Raw genomic sequence first — 24,851 nt, 5'->3', positions numbered from 1 at the left:
CGGTTGCTCGGGCGGAATTGCCCGGAACCGGCGCCAGCACGGCGCAGCGCAAGCAGTCAGGGGGCGAAGCCGGCCGCCAGGACGCCAGCGCGCAACGCGCGCGCCGCCCTTGACGGCGAGAACGCCGTGGTACGGTGAAGGGAAACAGCAAGACCGCTCCATGCCATACACGCCCCCCGGCAAGTGGAGCGCGCAGGCCCACCAGGGCCGGAGGCGTTAGGGATCAAAGCCGGATGGCCACAACTCGATACGAGGCGCGGGGCGTGACCCCCAAGCCCAACGGCGAAACGCAGAGACGCACAAAATGAAAAAATCGGGTAAAACTTGCAACAAAGACTGGAGGGGGCTATGTCGATACTGCAAGAAATTCTGGCTTGGACTCAGGGATTGCCAGCTTGGCAAAGCGATGCCGTCGCACGCCTGCTGGCGAAGCAGACATTGACGATGGATGACAACGAAGATCTATTCGCGCTGCTTAAGCTGGCACATGGAATTCCCGATCCGAAGGGCCGTCAGCCTAAACCCCTAACGGCCGACCAGATTCCTGCGCCCGTTGCGGTGGCGACGCACATCGAGCTGGTCGCAATGAAGAACATGAGAAACGTCAATGCGATTGCAGAGAATCAGCGCTTGCCTTTCAATGCAACAGGTATGACCGTCATCTACGGAGATAACGGTTCTGGCAAATCAGGATATTCGAGGGTGCTCAAGCGCGCCTGCCGCGCTCGCGACCGAACTGAAGCGATCCATCCCAATGCCCACCTCCCCGCTGGTCAAGCCGGCGTCCCAGAGGCGACCTTTGAAATCTTGGTGGACGGTGTTGCGAAGGACGTGCAATGGACGCATGGCAAGGTAGCTCCCCCTGAATTGTCGTCATTGGCAGTCTTCGACACGCGCTGTGCACGCGCCTATCTGGACAGTGAAGACGATTTCTCTTACGTACCTTACGGGCTCGATGTATTTGAGGCGTTGGCGAAAGTCTGCAAGCAGTTGAAGGCTATGGTCGAAGCTGAGCAGATGCAGTCCGCTGCCGACCTTACTGCATTTTCCCCGTTGCAGGGCGATACTCTGGTCGGCAAGCTGATTTCCTCACTGTCCGCAAAGACAACTCAGGCCCAGATCGACGCGCTAGCCAACTTGACCGCAGAAGAATTGGCGCAGCACGCCGAATTGGAAAAGAGCCTGCAAGAGAACAATCCGAAGGATAAGGCAGCTCAACTGCGCTTGCAGGCTCGCCGTGTCACAACCATCGCGACAAGCGCGACCAGCAAAGGCGCGCTGGTAGACCATCCCGTCGTCGAAAAGCTGCGCAGTTTGGCGGACAGCTATCGCACAGCGCAGGCAGCAGCCGCGCTTGCTGCCAAAGAATTCAAGGAAGGCGAAGATCTTCTGCCGGGCACCGGGGGAGAGGTTTGGCGCGAGCTGTTCGACGCCGCTCGCAAGTTTTCCGTCGAGTCACATCCGGACAAGGCGTTTCCCGACCTAGGCACAGATGCACCTTGTCCGCTATGCCAGCAGCCCTTGGCCGAAGGCGCTACTCGCTTGCTGCGTTTTGAGGCATTCATCCAGCAAGAAGCCGAGAAGACTTCACAGACACGTCGGGCCGCACTGTATGCAGAGTACAAGCCTTTCATCGCGCAGAACCTGACGTTGAATCTCGACGATGTGACCTATGGAGAGATTGAAGCGTTGGACCCGAAGTTGGCAGCGGACGTCAAGGCATTCGAGCCGCTGCTGGCAGCCCGCCAAGAGGCTATCAAGGCGGCTGTGCTCTCACACCAGTGGGAAGGCGTTGCTCAAGCCCTAGAAAATCCCGCGCCGCGACTTCAAGCGCTGGCCGACAAGCTGAACACTGCGGCAGAAACATTGGAAAAGGCCTCAGACGAGAAGGCCCGCGCTACCCTCCAGAAGCAGTTCATGGAGCTGAATGCACGGGTCAAGCTGCGAGAGGTCAGAGACGCGGTGGTCACGGCCGTGGGCAAGCTCAGCCATCAAGCGAAACTTGCGCAGTGCCTATCCGCTGTTAAGACCAATGCCATCTCGCTGAAGGCATCGGACATGGCCGAGAAGGTTGTTTCCAAGGAACTCGCCGAAGCGCTGAATCGCGAGTTCAAGGCATTGGGGGTTGGTGCGTTGAGCGTATCACTGCAGAGCCGCGCCGACAGAGGCAAGGCGTTGCACAAGCTGAAATTGGAACTTCCTCAAAGTCGAAGCCCCGGTGACATTCTGAGCGAGGGCGAACAGCGCGCCGTGGCGATCGGCTCCTTCTTGGCTGAAGTCGGGTTGAGCGGTGGCAAAGGCGGCATCGTCTTTGACGATCCTGTGTCATCGCTCGACCATCGCAGGCGAGAGCGCGTAGCAAAGCGCCTGGCCACCGAAGCCGCGTATCGTCAAGTTGTAGTGTTCACCCATGACATCTACTTCTTATGTCTCTTGGTGGAGGAGGCCAAAACTGCCGGCGTGGCGATTTCGACTCAAAGCCTGATTCGCCGCGCTGAGGGGTTTGGCGTCGCCGATCCAGAACTCCCGTTTGAAGGGAAGAATGCAAGTAAGCGGATCGGCGCGCTAAAGGCCCAACAGCAGTCCATCGCCAAGCTGCACAAGGATGGTGAGGAGCAAGAACACCGAAAGCAAACAATCGATGCCTATTTTCGTTTACGCATGGCGTGGGAGCGTGCTGTCGAAGAAGTCTTGCTGCGTGAAGTGATCCTCCGATTCCGTAAGGGCGTGGAAACGCAAAGGCTCGCTGGCGTCGTGGTCGATGACGACGACTATGCCCAAGTCAATGCAGGCATGACGAAATGCTCGAACTATGCACATGACAAGGCGCTGATGGGTGGAATCGCAGTCCCCGATCCCGATGAGCTTCTCGCCGACATCACAGCGCTGGAAATGTGGCGGGCGCAGATTGAGAAGCGCGGTGTGGAGACGGCTAAGAAGCGCAAGGCTGCTCCAACCGTTAGTGGGGCGCCCGCAGTGGCCGCAACACCTGGGTGAGTGGAGTTTCACGAAATTCCCACATGTGCGAATCGTCATGGATAAAGATGGTATCGAACACTGAAAAAGCGCCCATTTCAGCAAGAAGCGGGGCCAAATACGATGCCGCTTTGGAGCAGTTGATGGCTGGCAGCGGCCAGTTGTCATACACGATCAACCAGTTGGCGGGGTATCGAACGAAGCCGTCGGCCGTCGCCTTCGGCATCTTTTCTTTGACGTAGTGGGCCATCGCGGCGGCCCATTCGCGCTCCGGCGAATCGCCACACCACCCTGGGCCTGACTCGTCGGCCTCGATCTCACGGCGGAGTTCACCGGCCGTCTTTCTGGGTTCCCCAGGCAACACATGGGGAGTGAAGTAGACGTCCGGCCCCAAGCCCTCCTTTTCACGGAGAAAGTCAGCGCGGGCGATGTTCTCCGGCACAGCTTCAGTGTGCTCGATTCCCACATCGGCCCGGAACATCGCCAAAAGGAAATCCGGCTTGTCAGAATGGGTCAAGGTCAGCGGGAACGAGAGCTGTTCAACCGGTAGCGTCGCAAGCAGATGCGCGATGCAATAGCGCTCTGCATGGTGGTTCCGGCGCCCCTCCGACCGCGGGGGAACATCGATGTCCAACTCGGCTAGCCTGTCCTTTAGCTCCGCTGGAGTATTTGCCCGCAGGATGATTTCCGACATGGGATGGTCATGCCTCCTGGTTGGTTGCTGCGTGATTGCGATGCAGGTCCGACACCACTGCGATCAACCTGTTGATCGGTTCGGCCAGCCGCTTCGGCAATACGCGGTGCTGGGTATGAGTTTTCAGGTCGGCGATCCAGCGATGCGCAACCCACACATCTTCTTCGGGGTGGTTGTTGTTCACGCCATTGCAATACTTGTAGCCAACGAGCGCATCTGTGTGCGACAGCAGGATGCGCGCCATCGTCATGTGGAAGCGATGGGCCTGGATATCCGCTGGACCTTTGGGGCGCGGCACGGTCAACCGTAGGCATCGCTGGCTGTTGAACTCACTCCAGTCGGGGCCAACGACCTGTCCCGCGCGTTCCAGCATTTTGCGCGACTGTTCGTTCTTGCCATTGACCAGAGCAACGGCGACCGTACCTTTCGGGTACTCCAGCTTTTCGGCGAGCAAGTTCATCCAGCGCACCAGCTTATTCAGTGTCTCATCGTCGGCAAACACAAGGAACTGATGGCGTTGCTCGTCGTCCAGAAACGCCGGCAATTGCGCGTAGAGGGGGTACAGCAGGTCGTGGATATAGATGTAGGTCTGCCGGCGTCCTTGCTCGTGGCTCCGCGTGGTTGCGGTCAGTACCCGCTGTGCCCACTCAGGCGTAAGTTCGTCCAGCGTCATCTCGGTGATGTCGATGGAAATCAGCGGAAATCCGAGCGACTTCCCGATCAGCGCCTTGCGCCCGTCGAAGGCGTGGCCGAGTTCGATTTCAACGCCGCCCAGCACCATCGGCTCGACCTGGACCGGCGGCCCGAGCACAGCCACGTCGAGCCGGAATTTGCTGCCAAACGGCGTCTCCAGGGGATGCTCGGTTGCCACCCGGTCGGCGCCGAGCAACAAGTTGCCTTCCAGCGGATAATCCGACGCATCCGCATCCTTGAACGCCCACGGCATCGCAAGCCCGGCATTCAAGCGTCGGGAGAGTTCGGCCGCGACACGTTCTTTCGCCCGCCGGTGTTCGGGGCTTTCCTGCACGGCGCGCCACCGACTGGCTTCTTCATCGTCGAAGTGTGCTTTGGGGTTGAAGGTGTGCTGGGCAGGAAGCACCCGAAAATGGGATCGCCGACGCAGCTTTCCGCTTTCAAAGGAGGGGCTGACCCATGTCACCATCTGTCGTGATGCGTCTGGAGATACCAGGGGCCACAGTTTGCGCGCATGCTCCCGGCTGCGAACGTCGCGGGCGGCGATCGTGGTCTGAAAAATCCCTTTTCGAGAGAAGACAACGATCGCCTCGTCCATTCTTGGCCTTCCCTTATGGCGATACGGTCGCTAATTTCGTGGTGTCATCCAACTTGCGGTGAATCAGCGATACCAGCGTCAGGATGTCCAGTGCATCCTGTTCGGACATGGGCCAATTCGTCTTGGGTGCATGGGCCAGCGGATTGCGCACGGCGCCAAACAGGCCGATCAGAAGATTGGCAAAGCCTTTCTGCTCGCTCTTCTCGGACTCTGTGGTGAGCGGCCCCAAGGCCAGAACGGGCTGCTGGCCTGAGAATGCCTTGTTCACCAGCTCAGCGCCATCGCCGCTCAGGCCCGAAAGCAGGCGAATCCGCTCCGCAACGCCTTTCGTTGCCTCGAACACGGCATGGAAATAGTTTTCGTCCAGCAACTCCGCGCGGCAGTAGTTCAGCACTTCCGCGTGGACGACACGGCTTTCCAGAGCAGCCCTGAGTCGCCCCGCTCGGGCCCGCGCGGCATCGAGCGTCGTGGTCTTATCGGCGTGCGCGACCTTGCCATCTTCGCGCACGTAGAAACCGGAGAAGGCAAGCACGACGTTGAGTTCGTCGCGCCGCCAAGCGAACGTCGCAGGTTCGCGGGCGTAGTTCACAGGGTTCATCGCGCGATTGATGAACATGATGAGATGGTTACCGACCTGGTGCTGATTCTGTACGCCGGCCAGCGCATTGAACAATCGCTTCCACTTGGTCATGCCAGGCGACGTGTCGGCAACCTCGATTTCGTGCAGCAGGCGTTCTATCTGTGTGCCACTCAGGCCGCGCTCGGTATCGGCGAGCACGCGGCAAGCGGCTTCAAGATGCTGTGAGCTGAAAGGAGGAATTCGCGTCGCCACTGCCTGTCTCCGTTGTCAGGCATCAGATGATGGCCTGCAAGCCCTTATCGGCAATGATGTTCAGCAGTTTGAGTGCAGGTCCTGTGGGATGGGTCTCGCCTTGCTCCCACTTTCGCACGGTCGAAGCCGTGGTGTGCAAGTGAAGCGCGAACACCGGCTGGCTGAACTTCAAGGTTTCGCGCAGGCGTTTGATGTCGGCCGCGCCGAACTCCCGCACGGGAGGCGGGCAAATCGCGTCGAACTCGCGCATCGTCACCTTGCTGATCGCTCCCGCTTCATGAAGCGCAGCCAGGTCACCTCGCAGGGATTCAATGATCTTGCTCACAATGCACCTCCAATAACAGACCGGACTGCAACGCCATCGACAAGGCTTCGGCAGACAGTTCCATGAACACCTTGCCGGCGAATTGCAGTGCCTTCTTCTCGTCCTGTGTGACGTTCGCCTTATCGCTCTTGGAAAACCCGTGCAGGAACACATAGCGGCTACCTATCCTGGCTGACAGCAGCGTGCGGTAGCCGCCGCTCTTACCGCCACCGGGGCGAGCCACCCGCTTCTTGTAGAGGGAGCCGCCCAAGTCCGCATCGATCAGACCGTTTTCCATCTCCTGAACCGCTTTGCACAAGGCAGCATCGGGCAGCTTCTCACTCGCCTGCCACCGCGCGAAGTCCCTGCGCTTGAGGATGCTCGTCATGTCGACCTCCAAACTATACCCGTAACGGGCATGTTTTTCAAACCTTCGCCGTGAAGCCGCCCTGGAAGGGGGGGCCTGCCCGATTCTCGTGACACCAACACGACAATCGGAACAGGCAAGGCGGGGTGCTGGCCGCTGCTCATGCAGTGGCTTCCGCCGGGCGCGAGGCACCCGTGATCGCCAGCCGCCGGCTTGCCACCAGCTCGGCCGCGTCGCGCACCGGCTTGTCCTCGGTGTGGACGTAGTGCATGAACATCGCCACGGTCTTGTGACCCGTCAGCCTCATCCCCACCTTGGTCGGCACGCCCGAATTGGCAATGTCCGTCGTGGCGCGGTGGCGGATGCCGTGCGTGCCGACATGCGGCACGCCGGTAGCCTTGAGCACGCGCTTCCAACCTCCATAGTGCTCGCCAAAGGTCAGGTGTCGGGTCGGATCATTGGGTGACGGCAGGACATAGGGGCAACCCTCCCGGCGCGGCGCAGTCGAAAGCAGCCGATAGGCTTCCTCGCTCATAGGCTTGGAAACGCCTCCGGTCTTGCTGTCGGGCCAGACGACGCGGCGCTTCTCCAAATCTACCCAATCCCATTCCAACGGGCAGATTTCGGAGCGGCGAGCAGCGAATTCGAATTGCAGGCGGATCGCCAGCGGGATGACGTAATTCTCCAGCCCTTCCGCCTCCAAATGCTCCAAGTGACGGAAGATCCGTACCAGCTCATCGTCCACGATGAGCCGGGTTTCCTTGCCCGGCGGGTACATCGGGACGTGACGGCATGGATTCGTGCCGTCCGGGCGCAGGCCCCATACTTCGGCCAGATTGAACATCTTGCGCAGCACGCCGAAGGTGCGGTTGGCCTCGGCCGGCTTGTAGGCCAGCTTCTTCATCAACGCGGCCACGTCCGGGCGCTTCACGTCCTGCACCTTCATCCGGCCCATGATGGGGATGATGCAGCGGTCGATGACCCCCTGGTAGCCTCGCTGCGTGCTGGGCTTATTGCGCTGCCTGGAGTAGTCCTCCATGAAGGTGTGGCAAAACTCCTTCATGGTCGGAGCCTTACGGGCAGCGTTCTTGGCCGCGCTGGGGTCGCCGCCCTTGCGCACCTCGGCCAGCCACTCCTGAGCCATCGTGCGTGCCTGATCGACTGTCAGCTCGCCGTACTGCCCCAGGGCGGGTTTGCGGCGTTCGCCGGCGTTCGTGCGGTACTGGAGCATGAATACCTTGCGGCCAGCAGGGGTGATCTTGCATAGGAAGCCGGGCACCACGGTATCCCGGAGCTCGATGGCCTTGGATTGAGGTTGTGCCGAGTCGACTACGGACTTGGTGAGCTTGATTTTCGCCATGATGACTCCTCGGAAAGCCCGGTTTCCAAGAGCCGCATGGGAGCCACGCGAGGGGAAGCCGGGTCAAATTTCGGAAAGCACCGGCATATGTTGAACTCGCTTAAGTGGTTGATAAACCTGCTGTATCTAGCCCTGGCGTAGTCCAGCGAATTGCGATGCTGGAGTCATCGTGAAACAAAAAAACCGCGCTAGGTTAATCTATTCAGTCCTTGATGTCGTGCAGTCATTGTGCACGTTAGTCCATAAAGGCTTGATCTGGGACGAGCGGATGCGTACCTTTGCCCGCTTTTCCAAAACGCACCCCGTGGAGAGCGCCATGTCCGCCGATCTCGAGCATATCCGTCAAGTGATGCGCGAGGCTGATTGCCTGTACAACGAAGCCGAGGTCGAGGCCGCCATCGCCGAGGTCGGCCAACAGATCTGCAAGGACCTGCACGACAAGAACCCGGTGGTTTTCTGCGTGATGAACGGCGGCCTGATCTTCTCCGGCAAGCTGCTCACCCATCTGCAGTTCCCGCTGGAGGCCTCCTACCTGCACGCCACTCGCTATCGCAACACCACCAGCGGCGGAGAGCTGTTCTGGAAGGCCAAGCCGGAGGTGTCGTTCATCGACCGTGACGTGCTGATCGTCGACGACATCCTCGACGAAGGCCACACCCTCAGCGCCATCATCGAGTTCTGCAAGCATGCCGGCGCCCGCGCGGTGCACACCGCCGTGCTGATCGACAAGGACCACGACCGCAAGGCCAGCCCGGACCTGAAGGCCACCTATACCGGCCTGCCATGCGTGGATCGCTACATCTTCGGCTACGGCATGGACTACAAGGGCTACTGGCGCAACGCCAACGGCATCTTCGCCGTCAAGGGGCTGTGACCATGGACCAGCCCGGGTTCCTCGATCAGTCGTTGTTCGCCGAGCTGGCACAGCGTGCCACTTCCAGCCCGCGTGGGCGGCAGAACCACAACTTCCATGGAATGGAAGAGCCGTGCCATCGCATGGCCGTGGGTTTGCAGCCGCGAACCTACATTCAGCCGCATCGCCATTTGAGCGACGACAAGGCCGAGACCCTGATCGTGCTGAAGGGGCGTCTGGGCTTGCTGGTTTTCGATGACCAGGGCGCCGTGATCGACAAGCGGGTGCTCGAGGCGGGGGGGGAGTGTCTGGGCGTCGACCTGGTCCCGGGCGTTTACCATGGCCTGGTCGTGCTGGAGGACGACAGCATCATGTTCGAGTGCAAGGCCGGGCCCTACCGTCCGGTAGGCGAGGGTGAGCTGGCTGAGTGGGCGCCACGCGATGGCGACGCGGGCGTTGCCGAGTACCACGCCTGGATGCGCGCGCAGTTCGACTGACTGCTCCGGCCTCCCGCCGGGGGCGAGCCTGCCGGCGCGGGCTCGGCCCACGGCAGGGCCGTTACAGGCAAACGGACCATGCTAGAGTGCCTCCTCATGCCAAGGAGCCTCACATGCGTGCGATCGTCCCCTTCCTGCTGGCGGTGAGCCTGCCACTGTCCGCCGCCCCACTGCACAGCCAGTTTCTCCCGCCCGACGACCTTTCCCTGCGCCAGGAAGCCCCGAACAACCAGCAGCTGCTGCAGGTCACCGACTACACGGTGGTCGTGGGCACCCAGCGCCAGTCCGACCAGCAACCGATCCCGATCACGTCCTCGTTGCAGATGCGCCTGAAGGGCAAGCCGCTGAGCAAGGGGGCGACCATCGGCCAGGTGCTGATCAACTTCGATGGCGAGGGCGGCAAGAGCCTGAAGAAGCCGGCCTATGACGACAAGACCCGGACCCTGACCCTCAATTACCCGCTGGCCGACTACCGGGTGATCATGGACCTGTTGCGCAACGAAACCCTCTACGTGCAGTTCCTCTCCTACGCCAATGGCCATATCTGGGCCGATCTGCATACCGGCACCGTACGTACGCGTTGAGGCCCGCAGGTGCCGGGGGTAAACTGCCGGCCTTCGAAAAAATGCCCGTGATGGCCCAGTTGGAGTCGGCGATGCGTAAAGACAAGAAACAAGTGATTGGTGACGAGATCAGCGACGAGTACATCAAGACCTTCCTGCAGTTCGAGCCCGCCGATGGCCTGACCTCGCCGTCGCACCACAAACTGATCAAGGGCTATCGTGGCCTGCGGGTCGACGACTTCGAGCGCTTCGTCGGCTTCTTCGTCGAGGCGGGTTACGACCTCGATGGCAAGGACGAGCACGGCAAGACCTTCGCCGAAGTGATCGCCGACCAGCGCAACGCGCCGGAGTACATCGAGATCATCGATAACGCCCGCAGCTGATCCATGACCTGCACTGGCCCTTTCGCGGGTAAACCCGCGAAGAAGCCCGTGCAGGCTGGCAAAGATACAGGCACAAAAAAACGCCCCGAGGGGCGTTTTTTCGTTTCTGGCGGATCAGGCGTAGTGCTTGGCCGGGCTGTTTTCCACCAGCTCCAGCGCCACGTCGTTGTCGGCGCTGATCTTGTGGTACAGCGCGGCATCGTTGGCCAGGACCTTCTCACGAGCCGGGAAGATCTCCTTGAGCTTGGCGGCCCAGGCGCCCTTGGCCTGCTCGGGGAAGCAGCGCTCGATCAGCTCGAGCATGATCGACACGGTGACCGACGCGCCCGGCGAGGCGCCGAGCAGCGCTGCCAGGCTGCCGTCCTGGGCCGAGACCAGCTCGGTGCCGAACTGCAGGATACCGCCCTTCTTCGGGTCCTTCTTGATGATCTGCACGCGCTGGCCGGCCACTTCCAGGCGCCAGTCCTCGGCTTTCGCCTCAGGGTAGAAGCGGCGCAGCGATTCCAGGCGCTGTTCCATCGACTGCATCACTTCGCTGACCAGGTACTTGGTCAGGTCCATGTTGTCGCGGGCCACGGCCAGCATCGGGCCGAGGTTGCCCATGCGCACCGACAGCGGCAGGTCCATGAACGAGCCGTGCTTGAGGAATTTGGTGGTGAAGCCGGCGTAAGGACCGAACAGCAGCGACTTCTTGCCGTCGACCACACGGGTGTCGAGGTGCGGAACCGACATCGGCGGCGCGCCGACCGCGGCCTGGCTGTAGACCTTGGCCTGGTGCTGCTTGACGATCTCCGGGTTGTCGCAGCGCAGCCACTGGCCGCTGACCGGGAAGCCGCCGAAGCCTTTGCTCTCCGGGATGCCGGAGGCCTGCAGCAGGGGCAGGGCGGCGCCACCGGCGCCGAGGAAGACGAAGCGGGCGTCGACTTCACGGCTGCCGCCGCTGTTGACGTCCTTGATGCTCACGGTCCAGCCGCTGCCGTTACGGCGCAGGCCGACGACTTTCTTGCTGTACTTGACCTGGGCGTCCGGCGAATCGCCGAGCAGCTTGAGCAGTTTGTTGGTGAGGGCGCCGAAGTTGACGTCGGTGCCTTTCATCACGCGGGTGGCGGCGATGTGCTGGTCGGCCGGGCGGCCCGGCATCATCAGCGGCATCCAGTCCTTCATCACGGCCTTGTCTTCGGTGTATTCCATCTCGGCGAAGGCGTGGTGCTGCTTGAGCAGCTCGAAACGCTTCTTGAGGAAGGAAACGCCCTTGTCGCCTTCGACGTAGCTCAGGTGGGGCACCGGATTGATGAAGGCGCGTGGCGAGCCGAAGCTGCCTTTTTTGCTCAGGTAGGCCCAGAACTGGCGCGAAACCTCGAACTGGGTGTTGATGTGCACGGCCTTCTTGATGTCGATGCTGCCATCGGCGGCCTGCGGGGTGTAATTCAGCTCGCACAGGCCAGCATGGCCGGTACCGGCGTTGTTCCAGGGGTTGGAACTCTCCGCGGCGCCGGAGTCCATCGCCTCGACGACCTCCAGCTTGATCGACGGGTCGAGCTCCTTGAGCAGTACGGCCAGGGTGGCACTCATGATGCCCGCGCCTACCAGTACCACATCAACCGATTCGTTCTGCGCCATTTAACGCGTCTCCACAATCTACAGCACCTAATTGACAGCATAGGATCCCTGGGGTGGCCAGGATCGCCATGTCCGACTCTTCGCAGTTCTTGCAACTTCCGCGGACACCGCCAATCAGTCTTGGGTGTTCAGGTATTGAACGCCGTTTGCCACGGGTGCGGCAATTCGACTTATGGTCAAGTGATCCGTCGTGCGTTATGGACCGGCCTCAAAGGCTCATCATGGATGAACGATCCTGCCGTCTGTTCAGGGCTGTTCGGGACACATCTGCCGCTTTTGCACATGCCAGACTGTTCATTTGCTCGCCACACTCTCGTGAAGTTGTGAAAAACCGTTTTTTCACGCTCTTTTGGAGACGTGAACCTCAAAAGTGGACTGCGCGATGGCAACCCGCAGGTTCATGCGAAGCGGAAGGCCGGAACAGCAGGCACGACAGCCAATGCAAGACCTGAGTGGAAGGCTCTCTGTGGGCGAAGCGTCGAGGGTGCCGTGGTCAAGCGGCGAAAGCGGGGCCCGATCAGGAGACGTCCTTATAATCGGGGGGAGATTATAACGAGGTCGCGGGCAGAAAGGTCGTACTTCTTGGTTTTTATTGCAGCGTTTGTCAGACAGACAGGATGCGCTGTTGCCAACGGCGCGTTGCGCGGGCGCAAACCCGGGCGCTGGCAGGCAGTGGCTGGCCGAGCCAGCCAAGGTGCGCATCGCTGACCTGCACCCAGCCGCTGCCGGTGGGCGGCAGGGCACATTGCTTGAAGCCCAGGCATACTCCGTGGTCGTCGAGACGGGCGTAAGTGTTGTGGCGCGGGCGGTGGAAGAGCAGGGTCCAGAGCGAGGCCATGGCGGAGCGTCCTGTGTGTGAGGGCTGGCTCGAGGATAACGGCAGGGCATGAAACGATTGTGACAAGCGGGTCGGGCCGATGGCTGGGCTGCAGCGCGCTGGGTATACTGTGGCCTTTGCCGCTTTTTCTGGAGAAACGCGCATGTTGCAACGTCTGTTGGTCGGTTTGTTCGCGGTGGCCAGCCTGAGCCTGGCCGGTTGTGCCCACAGCCCGCAGCAACTCAGCCCGCAACCCAAGCTCACCCAGCAGCTTGCCCCAGTCGGCCATGGCCAGCCCGTGGTGGTGAGGGTCGTCGATGGACGTGCCTCGCAATCGCTGGGCACCCGCGGTGGCATGTATCCCGAGACCAGCACCATCACCGTCAACGGCAACGACATCGTGCCGAAGCTGCAGGCCCAGGCCGAGGCGGCGGTGCGCCTGCTCGGCTTCACCCCGACCCCCAACGCCGGCAACGCGCCGCAGTTGACCGTGACCTTGGCCGAACTCAAGTACCAGTCGCCCAAGGACAAGATGTACGTGACCGAGGCGACCATCGGCGCCACTTTCCGCGCCGACGTGTCCAACGCCAATCGCCGCTACAGTGGCCGTTATGGCGCGTCCCTCGACCAGCGTTTCGGCATGGCGCCGAACCAGGAAACCAACACCAAGCTGGTCAGCGATGTGCTCAGCGATGCGCTGACCCGTCTGTTCAAGGACCCGACCATCGGTCAGGTGCTGGGCGAATAACGCATCGGCAATGAAGAAACCCGCCGCCTGTGTCCAGGTCGCGGGTTTTTTGTTGTCTGTGCCGACGCCTTCATGGGCAAACCCGCGAGGAAGGCGAGGTGATTCAGGCGGCGAGGACGTTGAAGTCGAGCAGGCTGATGCCGGTCTGCGTGTCGATTTCCGGCAGGTCATGATGGGCATGGCCGCCCAGCGCGCAGTAGACCAGCCACTGACGATCCTGGACGTTGAAGGCGAGGCCGTCGATCAGCGCCTGTTGTTCCTCGCTCTGGTTGACGAGGTAGAGGCGGTCCTGGTTTTCCGCATGCAGCATGACAAGCTCCGGTTCGGTCGAGGCCGACAGGGTGGCCTGCCTTGATGACGAGCGTGTGACAGATGAAATTAGATGACAGCTGGTCGCAAAGTCGCGGCTCAGGTGATGGCCTTGGGTAGAATGCCGCCCTTTGTTGCACGTGATACCGAGGTCGCGCAATGTCGTTGCAAGTGCTCTGGGGCGTCCTGGCCGCCCACCCGGCCAAGCTGATCAACCTGCTGGCCCTGTTCATTACCTGCCCAGGCGGGCTGCTGCTGCAAAGCGCCAGGCGCCGCGCGGCCATGGCCCGGGAGCGGCTGGTGGCCGATGAGGGGATGGTGGACGCTTTCGACCTGCGCGTGCCGCGCTACTACTACATCCTCGGCTTCTCGTGCCTGGCGATGGCGTTGCTGCTGTCCTGGTTCAGCACCTGGATCTGAACGCCAGACACCGGTTTTGCGGGAGCGGGCCTGACCCGCGAACCCGCCCCACAAAGACGCTCTCAGGCGGATGCGGGCTGCCGCTTGACCTGGTACTGATTGCGCACCGGCGTCGCATATTGCTGCACCAGGTATGGCTGATGCTCTACCGGGCAGGCGTCCAGTCGGCGCTGCCACTCTTCCTTCGCCTTGGCCAGCTCGTCGGCCGGGAACAGTTTCTCCGCGCTTGGCACCTCGAGCGCCTCGTCCTTTTGCCCCCACATCGCGTAGGCCAGGTAGTGCACCGGGAACAACCGGTAGCCGCCGAGGATCTGCCGATCGATCGCCTGTGCCAGTTGCTTGGTGTCTTCGTGGTACTCGGTCACTGGCGGGGCGAAGTTGATGTGTACCCGCCCTTTGTAGCCGGTGATGCCCAGGGCGATGCTGTTGTCATCCTCGCCCGGCGCCTTCTGGTAGGTGCCGGTGGTCGCGCGGATGTACAGCTCGCGCGCCTTGGCCTGGTCGCAAGGGTCGTACTCGTAGCTGATCGACACCGGGATCAGGTTCAGCCCCTGGATCACCGCGCCGAATGGCTCGTCCTTGCGGCTCATGTGGAACATCTTGAGGATCGCCGAATCGGTGCGGTCGTCACCGTCCTTGGCGCGGCCTTCGGCCTGGGCGATCCAGATCGAGACGCAGTCGTTGCGGATCGAGTGGTTGATATAGGCCGACAGCAGCTGGTAGGCGGCCAGCTTCTCGCGGCGCCCACTGATCGAACGGTGCACGATGAAGCTTTTGTTCAGGCGCATCATGTCGCTGACGAACGGCTTCTGCAGCAGGTTGTCGCCAATGGCGATGCGCGGCGTCGGCAGGCCGGCGTGGTATACCGCATAGTTGACGAAGGCCGGGTCCATCACGATATCGCGGTGGTTGGCCAGGAACAGGTAGGCGGTGCCGGACTTGAGCTGTTCGACGCCGGTGTAGGTCACGCCGTCGGTGGCACGGTCGATGGTACGGTCGACGTAGTACTCGACCTTGTCCTGCAGCGTCGACACGCAGGTCACGCCGGCGAACTCCTTGCGCAGGCGTCGGGCGATCAGCGGTTTGAGCAGCCAGCCGAAGGCGCCGGCCACGCGCGGGAAGCGGAAGTGGGTGAGGATATCGAGGAATGCCGGGTCGCTGAGCAGGCGTGCCAGAACGGCAGGGACCTCAGCGTCGTCGTACGGTCGGATGGCATCGAATTCGCCCATCATGCTCTCTTGTTGGAAACGGCTAGGGTAATAAGGTAGGGACGGGGTCCGAAAAACGGCTCGAACACACACAGGCCCCGTAAACAGACCGGCAATTATACGCACAAGTCACTCGGGAGGCCGCGATGCTCGAGACTGCGATCTACGATTGTCCCTATTGTGGCGAGGAAATCGAAACCACCGTGGACCTGTCCGGGGGCGATCAGGAGTACATCGAGGACTGTCAGGTGTGCTGCAAGCCTATCCGCTTTGTACTGCAGGTACATGGCGAGGAATGGATGCTGGATGTATACGGTGAGAACGACTGATGCAGCGAATCTACGAACCGCAAAGCCTGATGGAAGCCCAGATGCTGGTCGGCATGCTGACCAGCGAAGGTATCGAGGTGCACCTGGTCGGTCGTGATCTGATGGGGGCGATGGGCGAGTTGCCGATGCAGGGGCTGCTGGGGCTGGCGGTCGCGGATGAGCACGCCGAGTACGCACGGCAGTTGATCGATGCGTACAATGCCGCGCAGCCACTTGCCGGCGACGAACCGGAGAGTTATCCGGGAACCCTGATCTGCTAGGTTTTGATTTCGCCCATGTGTGGACGCTATGCCCTGTTTCGCTGGTCCCAGGCCCTTGCCGGCCTGCCGGGCTTTCCCTCGGGCCAGCAGGCCCAATGGAACATCTCTCCCGGTGCCACGGTGCTGATCCAGCGCCAGCTCGATGGCCAGTTGCAACTGGCCAGTGCCCGTTGGGGGCTTACCCCGGCCTGGCTCACCGACCTTTCGCGCACGCCCGCCCAGGCGCGCGCCGAAACCCTTGCCGAGCAACCGATGTTTCGCGAGCCACTGCGCCAGCGGCGCTGCCTGATGCCGGCCAACGGCTTCTACGAATGGCGCGGCACGGCGCGCAAGCGCCCGTATTGGGTAACGCCGGGAGAGGGGGCCTCGCTGTTCTTCGCCGCGCTGTGGGAAGTCTATCCGGTGCAGGAGCAGCAGTGGCTGAGCTGCGCGGTGGTGACCCAGGCGGCGATGAGCCAGCGCCGGCCGCTGATTCTGGATGAGGCCGAGCAGGCGCTGTGGCTGGATCCCGAGACACCGATGGCGAGGTTGCACGAGCTGCTGGCCAAGCCACCTACGGCGCTGCGTGAGCGGGCGCTGGCGCACTTCGTCAATGATCCGAAGCTCAACGGGCCGCAATGCCTGACACCGGCGTAGGTGGCAGGCACTCCCTGCAGGAGATCGCCCAGCCTCGCGGGCTGCGTTGTCGCGCAGGGAGCTGTACCCCTGTGCAAGCAACAGTCTTGCTCACGCCCTCAATATGGCGCGATCCCTGTTGGAGCGGCTTTAGCCGCGAACGGCGCCGCGACAAACCTGCGCCCGCAGGGTGCGCGTCCTGACCTACACCCTGAACTGATTGATCAACCGCCGCTGCTGTTCCGCCAGCTTGGTCAGCTCGGCGCTGGCTTGGCTCGACTCGTCGGCGCCACCGGCCACTTCGCCGGCCACCTGGCCGATGTTGATCACGTTGCGGTTGATGTCCTCGGCCACGGCGCTCTGCTCCTCCGCGGCGCTGGCGATCTGGGTGTTCATGTCGTTGATCACCGACACGGCCTGGGTGATGCTTTCCAGCGCCTGCGCGGCCCGGCTGGCCTGCTGCACGCTGTCGTCGGTCTTGCCCTGGCTGTTCTCCATCACCTTGACCACTTCGCGGGTACCCAGCTGCAACTGCTGGATCATTTGCTGGATCTCTTCAGTGGCCTGCTGGGTCTTCTGCGCCAGGTTGCGCACTTCGTCGGCGACCACGGCGAATCCACGGCCCTGCTCGCCGGCGCGGGCCGCTTCGATGGCCGCGTTGAGCGCCAACAGGTTGGTCTGCTCGGCAATGGCGCGGATGGTCACCAGGATCGTGTTGATGTTCTCGCTGTCGCGGGCCAGATCCTGCACCACGGTCACTGCGCGGCCGATCTCGGTAGCCAGGGCGCCGATGGCGTGGGACGTGTCGCGCACGATGTCCAGCCCCTGGTTGGCAGCGCGGTCGGCATCGCTCGCGGCCTGGGCCGCCTGCGTGGCGTTGCGCGCCACGTCCTGGGCGGTGGCGGTCATTTCATGCACGGCGGTGGCCACCTGGTCGATCTCGGCCATCTGCTTGTGCACGCCCTGGTTGGTGCGGATGGCGATGTCGGCGGTATGTTCCGACGAGTCGCTGACCTTCTGCACCGAGCTCACCACCTGGCTGATCATCGCCTGCAGCTTGGCCAGGAAGGTGTTGAAGCCCTTGGCGATGGCGCCCAGCTCGTCTGCGCGGTCGCTCTGCAGACGGCGGGTCAGGTCGCCTTCGCCCTGGGCGATGTCGTCGAGCATGGCCACCATCTGCCGCAGCGGACGGGCGATACCCAGGGCCAGCAGCCAGATCACCAGCAGGCCGAGTGCCGCGATGCCCAGGCCGACGATGGTCATGCCGGTGATATCGGTCCGGCGCTGCTCGGCCAGGTCCTTCTGCAACTGGTTGGCATCGGCCATCACGGTGCTCAAGGGCAGCTCGAGCAGCAGCGTCCAGCGCGCATCGGTGCTGGCGATCTTGAACGGCAGGTACAGCTCGATGCGATCCTTGTCGGCGTCCACCTGGTACTGCAGGGCCTCGCCGCTCAGGCTCGCGAGGGTGGTGGCTTCGTCGCTGTCCAGCACATCGCTGGCTTTCTCGCCGAACTTCGCCGGGTCACGGGTGTAGGCCACCAGGCGGCCATTGCCCGACACCAGCGCCAGTTCGCCAGCCCCATCGTAGAGCTGGCGGTCGGCGGCATTGAGCAGGTCCTGAATGAAATTCACCGACAGGTCGGCACCGGCCATGCCCTGGAACTGGCCGTCGATCATGATCGGCTCGACGAACGAGGCGAGCATGACCATCTTGTCGCCGACCTTGTACGGTGCCGGGTCGATCACGCAGGCCTTCTTCGATTCCTTCGGGCACAGGTAGTACTCGCTGGCGCGCACGCCGGTGGCCAGCACGGTGCGGTCGTCGACATCGGCCAGCTTGTCCTGGCCGAGGCTGCCATCGCCATTGCGGAACCACCATGGCAGGAAGCGGCCACTGGTGCTGTCGATGCCGATCAGGTTGCTGCCGACGTAGCGGCCGTCGGCATGGTCGAGCGCGTTCGGCTCCCAGCCCAGGTAGGCGCCGAGCACGCTCGGGTTGACCTCCACGGTGCGCTTGAGCTGGTTGATCAGGTGTTCGCGGTCGACGCGCATCAGTGCTTGGCCGTCGGCGCCCAGCATGCCGATCATCGCGTTGGCGGTGGCCAGGCCGCGGGCGATCGACAGTGGCGCTTCCAGGCCGCGCTGGATCTCGCTGACCTGGGTGCGGGCCAGGGCCGTGAGGCGCTGCTCGATGACCGTCTCGAACTGCTGCTGCGTGCGCTGTTGCACCAGCGCCTGGGTCCGCTGCCCGGAATACACGGCATACAGCACCAGGGCCGCGACAATGCTCAGCACGATGGCACCGGCCAGGGCGGCCACGGAAAACTGGATCGACTTGAACTTCATGGCAAAGCTCCGCGCGCAAGGAGGTCGTTACCGGATGTTATCGGCGGGCTAATACCAAAGCATGAGGACGATGCAAGAAATCTTCCCTGCGGCTCTGGCCCGGGCGGGCGTCTGGGCCTAGGATACGCGGCATGTAAAAAGGGAGTGTTTTCATGCGTAAGTCATTCGTTGTCAGCCTGCTCGGCGCCAGTGTCCTGCTGGGCGGCTGCCAGGCGGTCAATACCACCAGCGGTGGCGCCGTGGGCGTCGAGCGCAAGCAGTACATGTTTAGCATGCTCTCGACCGACCAGGTCAACCAGATGTACGCGCAGTCTTACCAGCAGACCCTCGGCGAAGCGTCGAGCAAGGGCGTGCTGGACAAGAGCAGCAACGATGCCAGGCGCGTGCAGGCCATCGCCGACCGCCTGATCGCCCAGGCGCCACAGTTCCGGCCGGATGCCGCGCAGTGGCAGTGGGAAGTCAACGTGATCAAGAGTGACGAGCTCAACGCCAACTGCGGCCCGGGCGGCAAGATCATCGTCTACACCGGCCTGATCGATCAGCTCAAGTTGACCGATGCCGAGATCGCCGCGGTGATGGGCCATGAGATCGCCCACGCCCTTCGTGAGCACGGTCGTGAAGCGATGTCCAAGGCGTACGGTGTGGAAATGGCCCGCCAGGGAGCGGGTGCCCTGCTCGGCCTGGGCCAGGACAGCATGGCGCTGGCCGATACCGTGGTGAACTATGCGATGACCCTGCCCAACAGCCGGGCCAACGAGAACGAAGCCGACCTGATCGGCCTGGAGCTCTCGGCGCGTGCCGGCTACGACCCGAATGCCGCGATCACCTTGTGGAACAAGATGAGCAAGGCATCGGAGGGCGCGCCGCCCGAGTTCATGAGCACCCACCCGGCCTCGAGCAGCCGGATCGCTTCGCTGCAGGCGGCGATTCCGAAGGTGATGCCGCTGTACCAGGCGGCCAAGAAGTAAGCCGCCGGGGTTTCATGTAAGGCGTGGGAGCGGGTCAGGCCCGCTCCCACGCTGGTGGCCTTGCAATTTTCTCCTGTTCGACAGTCCAGCCCTTTGGGCGGGGCGATCTCCCGCGGTCAGCCAATCCAGCCACTGGTCTTCATCGCCGAGTACACCGCGACGATGGCCAGCACGAAGAACGCGGTCGCTGCCAGGCGACGGATCAGCGTCAGCGGCAGTTTCTCCGCCGCGAAATTGCCCGCCAGCACCACGGGCACGTTGGCGATCAGCATGCCCACGGTGGTACCGATGATGACCATGATCAGGTGCGGGTACTGGGCGGCCAGCATCACCGTGGCGACCTGGGTCTTGTCGCCGATCTCCGCCAGGAAGAAGGCGATCAGGGTGGTGACGAACGGCCCGAAGCGGCGGGCGTTGCTGCTTTCGTCATCGTCCATCTTGTCCGGCACCAGGGTCCACAGCGCGGTGGCGGCGAAGCTCGCGGCGAGGATCCAGTGCAGCACCGATTCGCTGAAGAAACCGCTGACCCAGGCACCCACCGCACCGGCGGCGGCATGGTTGGCCAGGGTGGCGGCGACGATGCCGGCGATGATCGGCCAGGGCTTGCGGAAGCGGGCGGCGAGGATGAGCGCGAGCAATTGCGTCTTGTCGCCGATTTCGGCGAGGGCGACGATCGCGGTGGGGACGAGCAAAGATTCCAGCATCAGGGTTCCTACGGGGGCGGGTCGACACGGCTATGACACGTACGACCTCCCCGCCCCGGGTAAGGTGTGCGTGTCATAGGTCTTGTCAAACCCTGGATCTGTCTGCGCAGATCGTGGGTCGCACGCGCCATGGCCTGTGGGCCAAGTGTGTTGACGCGTACCGGGCGAGCGGGGGGCTCGCGGGAGACTACTCCCCTAGGACGGAGCGGATTCTGCCTAGGCCGATCGCATTCGGCAAGCCCTGTTTTTATCCGCGGCTTGCCCGGTAGATCCGAAAGCCTTGTGCTTCGGCGCGGATCTCGCAGTTGCCCAGGGCGCCTTCGATCAGCGGTTGATAGCGTAGGAAGCTATTGGCAACCAGGCGGATTTCGCCACCTTTTCGCAGATGTTCACCTGATTTTTTCAGCAGACCTTCCGATGCTTGGTAGTCGGTGTGCACGCCGGTATGGAAGGGTGGGTTGCTCAGGATCAGGTCCAGGCCAGTGGGCGCCGCATCGATGCCGTCGCCGCTGATCACTTCGCCTTCCAGGCCGTTGGCCGCGAGGGTGAGGCGACTGGCCGCGACCGCGAAGGCATCGACATCGAGCAGGGTTACCCGGCTCTGCGGATAACGGCGCTTGACCGTGGCCCCCAGCACGCCGGCGCCGCAGCCGAAGTCCAGGACATGCCCTTGTGGCAGGCCGTCGAGGTGTTGCAGCAGCAGGGCGCTGCCCTTGTCCAGGCGTCCATGGCTGAACACCCCGGGGAGGCTGATCACCTGCAGCGGGCCGTCCTCCAGGGGGAGCTCGAAGCGTTCCGCCAGGCTTTCCAGCGGCTTGGCCAGCGGGGCGTGGTCGATGGTCACCTGCCACAGCTGGCAGTGCCGTGCGCTGTCGAGCTTGCGCGGCTTGCCGAAGGCCTGCAGTTGCTTGGCCGCACCTTCGATACCACCCCGCTTCTCGCCCACCAGGTACAGCTCGCGACCGGCCAGGCGCGCGGCCAGGGCATTGAGCAGGTAGGCCGCCAGTTCGCGGGATTTGGGCAGGAACAGCACGGCGGCGTCGAAGGCCACCTCGGGCACCTCGACGCCATAGTGACTGCGCCCGCCGAAGCGGCTTTCCAACAGCGCCTGGTCACCCGCGTGCCAGGTCCAGCCGTGGGCGCCGGGCAACTGGCCGAGCAGGCCGTCGGCCTGGATCCCGGCGATCAGCAGCGGGCCCTGGAACAGCTCCGCCTGGCGGAGCATGACTTCACTGCGCGGGTCCATGGACGATGCCTCCTGAAAAAGTGGCGCAGTGTACCAGAGCCGCCGCCGGATCAGCCGACCACTCGCCGTGGCTGGCCGGCAAAGAAGGCCAGGGCGTTCTCGGCGAGCTGGCCGACGATACGCTGGCGTGACTCCACCGCGCCCCAGGCGCTGTGCGGGGTGACGATCAGACGTGGGATATCCGCCGCCAGCAAAGGATTGCCCTGTACCGGCGGCTCGACGCTGAGCACGTCGGTGGCGGCGCCGCCCAGGTGGCCGTCGCGCAGGGCAGCGGCCAGTGCCTGTTCGTCGATCAGCCCGCCGCGGGCCGTGTTGACCACCAGCGCATGGGGCTTGAGCAGTGCCAGTTCGTGGGCGCCGATCATGTGCCGGGTCTGCTCGTTGAGTGGGCAGTGCAGGGTCAGCGCATCGACCTGCGGCAGCAGCTCCTCCAGCGGCAGGCGGTCGGCGCGGGGCGGTCGGCCGGGAATCTGGCCGCTGAGCACGCGCATGCCGAAGGCCTCGGCCAGACGCGCCACGGCGCCGCCCAGCTCGCCGTGACCGAGCAGGCCGAGGGTCTTGCCTTCCAGTTCGACGATGGGGAAGTCCAGCAGGCAGAACTGACTGGCCCTGGCCCATTGCCCGGCTTTGACGGCCCGGTCGTAGTCGCACAGGCGGGTGGCCAAGGCCAGCAGCAAGGCCAAGGTATGCTGGGCCACCGACGGCGTGCCATAGCCCTGGCAGTTGCATACGGTGATGCCCTGGGCGCGGGCGGCGGCCAGGTCGACGTTGTTGGTGCCGGTGGCGGCCACCAGGATCAGCTTGAGCTGTGGATTGGCGGCCAGCGTGGCGGCGTCGAGCATCACCTTGTTGCTGATTGCTGCCACCGCACCTTGCAGGCGCTCCGCGACCTGGTCCGGGCGGGTGGCTGCAAACAGCTGCAGGTCGTCGAACCGATCCCGCAGGGGGGCAAGGTCGAGGTCGCCGAGGTCCAGGGACTGGTGGTCGAGAAACACGGCGCGGCGTGGGTTGGTCATGGGGGCTCCGGTGCAGGGCTGGATGCATTCTTGGCGTTGGTTAGAAGCTGTGGGAGCGCGAATGCGTAGGCGAAGTCACGGCCGCGTTCGCGGGTAAACCCGCTCCCACAGGGCGCGCGATCCATTCCGGGCAGTGTCCGGCCCGTCAACGCCGTTCGTCAACGTCGCTATCGCCGCTCATACCTTGGCGCACCAAATCATTCCTTCGGCTGATTTGACCGATGCGTCACCGAACTACAGTTGATCCCTGAATTGTCCGGCTCGCTTTGAAGAAAGGGATACCCATGTTGCAGACGCGCATCATCAAGCCCGCCGAGGGCGCCTACGAATACCCCCTGCTGATCAAGCGCCTGCTGATGTCCGGCAGCCGTTACGAAAAGACCCGCGAAATCGTCTACCGCGACCAGATCCGCCTCACCTACCCGCAACTGAGCGAGCGTATCGCCCGCCTGGCCAACGTGCTGACAGCGGCTGGAGTGAAGGCTGGCGACACGGTGGCGGTGATGGACTGGGACAGCCACCGTTACCTGGAATGCATGTTCGCCATCCCGATGATCGGCGCCGTGGTGCACACCATCAACGTGCGCCTGTCGCCCGATCAGATCCTCTACACCATGAACCACGCCGAGGACCGCTTCGTACTGGTCAACAGCGACTTCGTCGGCCTCTACCAGGCCATCGCCGGGCAACTGACCACGGTCAACAACACGTTGCTGCTGACCGACGGGCCGGACAAGACCGCCGACCTGCCCGGCCTGGTGGGCGAATACGAACAGCTGCTGGCAGCCGCCAGCCCGCACTATGATTTCCCCGATTTCGACGAGAACTCGGTGGCCACCACCTTCTACACCACCGGTACCACCGGCAATCCCAAAGGTGTGTACTTCACCCATCGGCAGCTGGTGCTGCACACGCTGGCCGAGGCGTCGGTCACCGGCAGCATCGACAGTGTGCGCCTGCTCGGCAGCAACGATGTGTACATGCCCATCACCCCGATGTTCCACGTGCATGCCTGGGGCATTCCCTACGCGGCGACGATGCTGGGCATGAAGCAGGTCTACCCTGGGCGCTACGAGCCGGACATGCTGGTCAGGCTGTGGCGCGAGGAAAAGGTCACCTTCTCCCACTGCGTGCCGACCATCCTGCAGATGCTGCTCAACTGTCCGTCCTCCCAGGGCCAGGACTTCGGCGGCTGGAAGATCATCATCGGTGGCAGCGCGCTCAACCGTGCGCTGTACGAAGCGGCGCTGGCGCGGGGTATCCAGCTGACCGCGGCCTACGGCATGTCCGAGACCTGCCCGCTGATCAGCGCCGCGCACCTGAACGACGAATTGCAGGCCGGCAGCGAGGACGAACGAGTCACCTACCGGATCAAGGCCGGCGTGCCGGTTCCGTTGGTCGAGGCGGCGATCGTCGACGCCAATGGCAATTTCCTGCCGGCTGACGGCGAGTCCCAGGGCGAGCTGGTGCTGCGCGCGCCATGGCTGACCATGGGCTATTTCAAGGAGCCGGAGAAGAGCGAGGAACTGTGGCAGGGCGGCTGGCTGCACACCGGTGACGTCGCCACGCTGGACGGCATGGGCTACATCGACATCCGCGACCGGATCAAGGACGTGATCAAGACCGGTGGCGAGTGGATTTCCTCGCTTGACCTCGAAGACCTGATCAGCCGCCACCCAGCGGTGCGCGAGGTGGCGGTGGTCGGCGTGCCGGACCCGCAATGGGGCGAGCGACCGTTCGCGCTGCTGGTGGTGCGCGAAGGGCAGAACATCGATGCGCGAGCGCTCAAGGAGCACCTCAAGCCATTCGTCGAGCAAGGGCACATCAACAAGTGGGCGATCCCCAGCCAGATCGCCCTTGTTACTGAAATTCCCAAGACCAGCGTCGGCAAGCTCGACAAGAAGCGCATCCGCCTGGATATCAGCCAGTGGCAGGCCAGTAACAGCACGTTCCTCTCCACCTTGTAAGCCGAGGCGACGGGTCGTGGCCTTGCTGGCACGACCCGCAGGCTAGACGCGATGCCGCCTTGTCAAACGTAGGAATTGAGCCATGCTTGAGCACTGCCGGCACCCAGGCCGCTCGTTCGGGGCGAGCCACAAGCAGGAAGCGCAAATCACACTTTAGA

26 protein-coding genes and 1 riboswitch are annotated in these 24,851 nt (G+C 63.0%); of the genes, 12 read left to right on the top strand and 14 right to left on the bottom strand.

Annotation, left to right across the window (positions count from 1 at the left end):
- Positions 1-348: 348 nt before the first annotated feature.
- Positions 349-2,997 carry an AAA family ATPase gene (locus N7422_RS13945; protein WP_047337392.1) on the top strand — a complete coding sequence of 883 codons (2,649 nt, stop codon included), beginning with the start codon at positions 349-351 and terminating at the stop codon, positions 2,995-2,997.
- On the opposite strand, the gene N7422_RS13940 is transcribed toward N7422_RS13945, so the two are convergent.
- The 6 genes from N7422_RS13940 to N7422_RS13915 all read right to left on the bottom strand — a co-directional run bounded on the left by N7422_RS13940 (position 2,960) and on the right by N7422_RS13915 (position 7,824).
- On the bottom strand, positions 2,960-3,670 hold the full coding sequence (locus N7422_RS13940; RefSeq protein ID WP_047337391.1) for a hypothetical protein: 711 nt from the start codon (positions 3,668-3,670) through the stop codon (positions 2,960-2,962). The two genes, N7422_RS13945 and N7422_RS13940, sit on opposite strands and share 38 nt — an antisense overlap.
- 7 nt (positions 3,671-3,677) lie before the next feature.
- Positions 3,678-4,961 (bottom strand): hypothetical protein, encoded by a 1,284-nt coding sequence (locus N7422_RS13935; protein WP_058142533.1) that lies wholly within the window; start codon positions 4,959-4,961, stop codon positions 3,678-3,680.
- 13 nt (positions 4,962-4,974) lie between these two features.
- On the bottom strand, positions 4,975-5,793 hold the full coding sequence (locus N7422_RS13930; protein WP_058142534.1) for a TIGR02391 family protein: 819 nt from the start codon (positions 5,791-5,793) through the stop codon (positions 4,975-4,977).
- A 22-nt stretch (positions 5,794-5,815) separates the two neighbouring features.
- Positions 5,816-6,118, bottom strand: coding sequence for a DNA-binding transcriptional regulator (locus tag N7422_RS13925; RefSeq protein WP_047337388.1), 303 nt, complete (start codon positions 6,116-6,118; stop codon positions 5,816-5,818).
- Positions 6,102-6,485, bottom strand: a complete 384-nt coding sequence (locus N7422_RS13920; protein ID WP_047337387.1) for a type II toxin-antitoxin system RelE/ParE family toxin — start codon at positions 6,483-6,485, stop codon at positions 6,102-6,104. The genes N7422_RS13925 and N7422_RS13920 overlap by 17 nt, the downstream gene beginning before the upstream one ends.
- Positions 6,486-6,624: 139 nt before the next feature.
- A complete protein-coding gene (locus tag N7422_RS13915) occupies positions 6,625-7,824 on the bottom strand; it encodes a site-specific integrase (protein WP_047337386.1) in 1,200 nt (399 codons plus the stop codon).
- A gap of 316 nt (positions 7,825-8,140) precedes the next feature.
- Between N7422_RS13915 and N7422_RS13910 the strand changes: the two genes are divergently transcribed.
- From N7422_RS13910 to N7422_RS13895, 4 genes are all read left to right on the top strand, one after another.
- Positions 8,141-8,698 carry a hypoxanthine-guanine phosphoribosyltransferase gene (locus N7422_RS13910; protein WP_279807079.1) on the top strand — a complete coding sequence of 186 codons (558 nt, stop codon included), beginning with the start codon at positions 8,141-8,143 and terminating at the stop codon, positions 8,696-8,698.
- Positions 8,699-8,700: 2 nt separating this feature from the next.
- Positions 8,701-9,174 carry a WbuC family cupin fold metalloprotein gene (locus N7422_RS13905; RefSeq protein ID WP_279807078.1) on the top strand — a complete coding sequence of 158 codons (474 nt, stop codon included), beginning with the start codon at positions 8,701-8,703 and terminating at the stop codon, positions 9,172-9,174.
- Positions 9,175-9,287: 113 nt separating this feature from the next.
- The gene (locus N7422_RS13900; RefSeq protein ID WP_279807077.1) at positions 9,288-9,758 is read left to right on the top strand and encodes a hypothetical protein; all 471 of its coding nucleotides are present in this window, start codon (positions 9,288-9,290) and stop codon (positions 9,756-9,758) included.
- A gap of 71 nt (positions 9,759-9,829) precedes the next feature.
- Positions 9,830-10,120 carry a PA4642 family protein gene (locus N7422_RS13895; protein ID WP_279807076.1) on the top strand — a complete coding sequence of 97 codons (291 nt, stop codon included), beginning with the start codon at positions 9,830-9,832 and terminating at the stop codon, positions 10,118-10,120.
- A 114-nt stretch (positions 10,121-10,234) separates the two neighbouring features.
- On the opposite strand, the gene mqo is transcribed toward N7422_RS13895, so the two are convergent.
- The gene (gene mqo, locus N7422_RS13890; RefSeq protein WP_279807075.1) at positions 10,235-11,740 is read right to left on the bottom strand and encodes a malate dehydrogenase (quinone); all 1,506 of its coding nucleotides are present in this window, start codon (positions 11,738-11,740) and stop codon (positions 10,235-10,237) included.
- A 604-nt stretch (positions 11,741-12,344) separates the two neighbouring features.
- On the bottom strand, positions 12,345-12,578 hold the full coding sequence (locus N7422_RS13885) for a hypothetical protein (protein WP_279807074.1): 234 nt from the start codon (positions 12,576-12,578) through the stop codon (positions 12,345-12,347).
- Between the two features lie 142 nt (positions 12,579-12,720).
- Here N7422_RS13885 and N7422_RS13880 point away from each other — a divergent pair, with 142 nt between their 5' ends.
- Complete coding sequence (locus N7422_RS13880) at positions 12,721-13,305, top strand: YajG family lipoprotein (RefSeq protein ID WP_279807073.1); 585 nt, start codon at positions 12,721-12,723, stop codon at positions 13,303-13,305.
- A 103-nt stretch (positions 13,306-13,408) separates the two neighbouring features.
- On the opposite strand, the gene N7422_RS13875 is transcribed toward N7422_RS13880, so the two are convergent.
- The gene (locus N7422_RS13875; protein WP_279807072.1) at positions 13,409-13,615 is read right to left on the bottom strand and encodes a hypothetical protein; all 207 of its coding nucleotides are present in this window, start codon (positions 13,613-13,615) and stop codon (positions 13,409-13,411) included.
- A gap of 158 nt (positions 13,616-13,773) precedes the next feature.
- Between N7422_RS13875 and N7422_RS13870 the strand changes: the two genes are divergently transcribed.
- Entirely contained in the window at positions 13,774-14,034 is a 261-nt protein-coding gene (locus tag N7422_RS13870) for a hypothetical protein (protein ID WP_279807071.1), read from the top strand.
- Between the two features lie 62 nt (positions 14,035-14,096).
- Here N7422_RS13870 and N7422_RS13865 read toward each other — a convergent pair whose 3' ends face one another.
- Positions 14,097-15,263: a 1-acyl-sn-glycerol-3-phosphate acyltransferase gene (locus N7422_RS13865; RefSeq protein ID WP_279807070.1), complete on the bottom strand. Its 1,167-nt coding sequence runs from the start codon at positions 15,261-15,263 to the stop codon at positions 14,097-14,099.
- 125 nt (positions 15,264-15,388) lie between these two features.
- On the opposite strand from N7422_RS13865, the gene N7422_RS13860 reads away from it, so the two are divergent.
- The 3 genes from N7422_RS13860 to N7422_RS13850 are packed head-to-tail and all read left to right on the top strand — an operon-like array spanning position 15,389 to position 16,467.
- Complete coding sequence (locus tag N7422_RS13860; protein ID WP_279807069.1) at positions 15,389-15,571, top strand: CPXCG motif-containing cysteine-rich protein; 183 nt, start codon at positions 15,389-15,391, stop codon at positions 15,569-15,571.
- Entirely contained in the window at positions 15,571-15,831 is a 261-nt protein-coding gene (locus N7422_RS13855) for a DUF2007 domain-containing protein (RefSeq protein ID WP_279807068.1), read from the top strand. The genes N7422_RS13860 and N7422_RS13855 overlap by 1 nt, the downstream gene beginning before the upstream one ends.
- Before the next feature lie 15 nt (positions 15,832-15,846).
- Complete coding sequence (locus N7422_RS13850; RefSeq protein ID WP_279807067.1) at positions 15,847-16,467, top strand: SOS response-associated peptidase; 621 nt, start codon at positions 15,847-15,849, stop codon at positions 16,465-16,467.
- A 183-nt stretch (positions 16,468-16,650) separates the two neighbouring features.
- Here the strand turns inward: N7422_RS13850 and N7422_RS13845 are convergent, their stop codons facing one another.
- Entirely contained in the window at positions 16,651-18,792 is a 2,142-nt protein-coding gene (locus tag N7422_RS13845) for a methyl-accepting chemotaxis protein (protein WP_279807066.1), read from the bottom strand.
- A gap of 152 nt (positions 18,793-18,944) precedes the next feature.
- Between N7422_RS13845 and N7422_RS13840 the strand changes: the two genes are divergently transcribed.
- Positions 18,945-19,760 (top strand): M48 family metallopeptidase, encoded by an 816-nt coding sequence (locus N7422_RS13840; protein WP_279807065.1) that lies wholly within the window; start codon positions 18,945-18,947, stop codon positions 19,758-19,760.
- 116 nt (positions 19,761-19,876) lie between these two features.
- Here the strand turns inward: N7422_RS13840 and N7422_RS13835 are convergent, their stop codons facing one another.
- The 3 genes from N7422_RS13835 to N7422_RS13825 all read right to left on the bottom strand — a co-directional run bounded on the left by N7422_RS13835 (position 19,877) and on the right by N7422_RS13825 (position 22,726).
- Positions 19,877-20,461, bottom strand: coding sequence for a TMEM165/GDT1 family protein (locus tag N7422_RS13835; RefSeq protein ID WP_279807088.1), 585 nt, complete (start codon positions 20,459-20,461; stop codon positions 19,877-19,879).
- Between the two features lie 91 nt (positions 20,462-20,552).
- Positions 20,553-20,672: riboswitch (yybP-ykoY riboswitch) on the bottom strand.
- A 39-nt stretch (positions 20,673-20,711) separates the two neighbouring features.
- Positions 20,712-21,710 (bottom strand): class I SAM-dependent methyltransferase, encoded by a 999-nt coding sequence (locus N7422_RS13830; RefSeq protein WP_279807064.1) that lies wholly within the window; start codon positions 21,708-21,710, stop codon positions 20,712-20,714.
- Between the two features lie 50 nt (positions 21,711-21,760).
- Complete coding sequence (locus N7422_RS13825) at positions 21,761-22,726, bottom strand: 2-hydroxyacid dehydrogenase (protein WP_279807063.1); 966 nt, start codon at positions 22,724-22,726, stop codon at positions 21,761-21,763.
- Positions 22,727-23,010: 284 nt separating this feature from the next.
- Here N7422_RS13825 and N7422_RS13820 point away from each other — a divergent pair, with 284 nt between their 5' ends.
- Entirely contained in the window at positions 23,011-24,693 is a 1,683-nt protein-coding gene (locus N7422_RS13820; protein WP_279807062.1) for a fatty acid--CoA ligase, read from the top strand.
- Positions 24,694-24,851 lie beyond the last annotated feature (158 nt).

The organism is Pseudomonas sp. GD04091 (assembly GCF_029836165.1).
Taxonomy (GTDB): Bacteria; Pseudomonadota; Gammaproteobacteria; order Pseudomonadales; family Pseudomonadaceae; genus Aquipseudomonas.
This window is presented reverse-complemented; position numbering and strand designations above follow the sequence as displayed.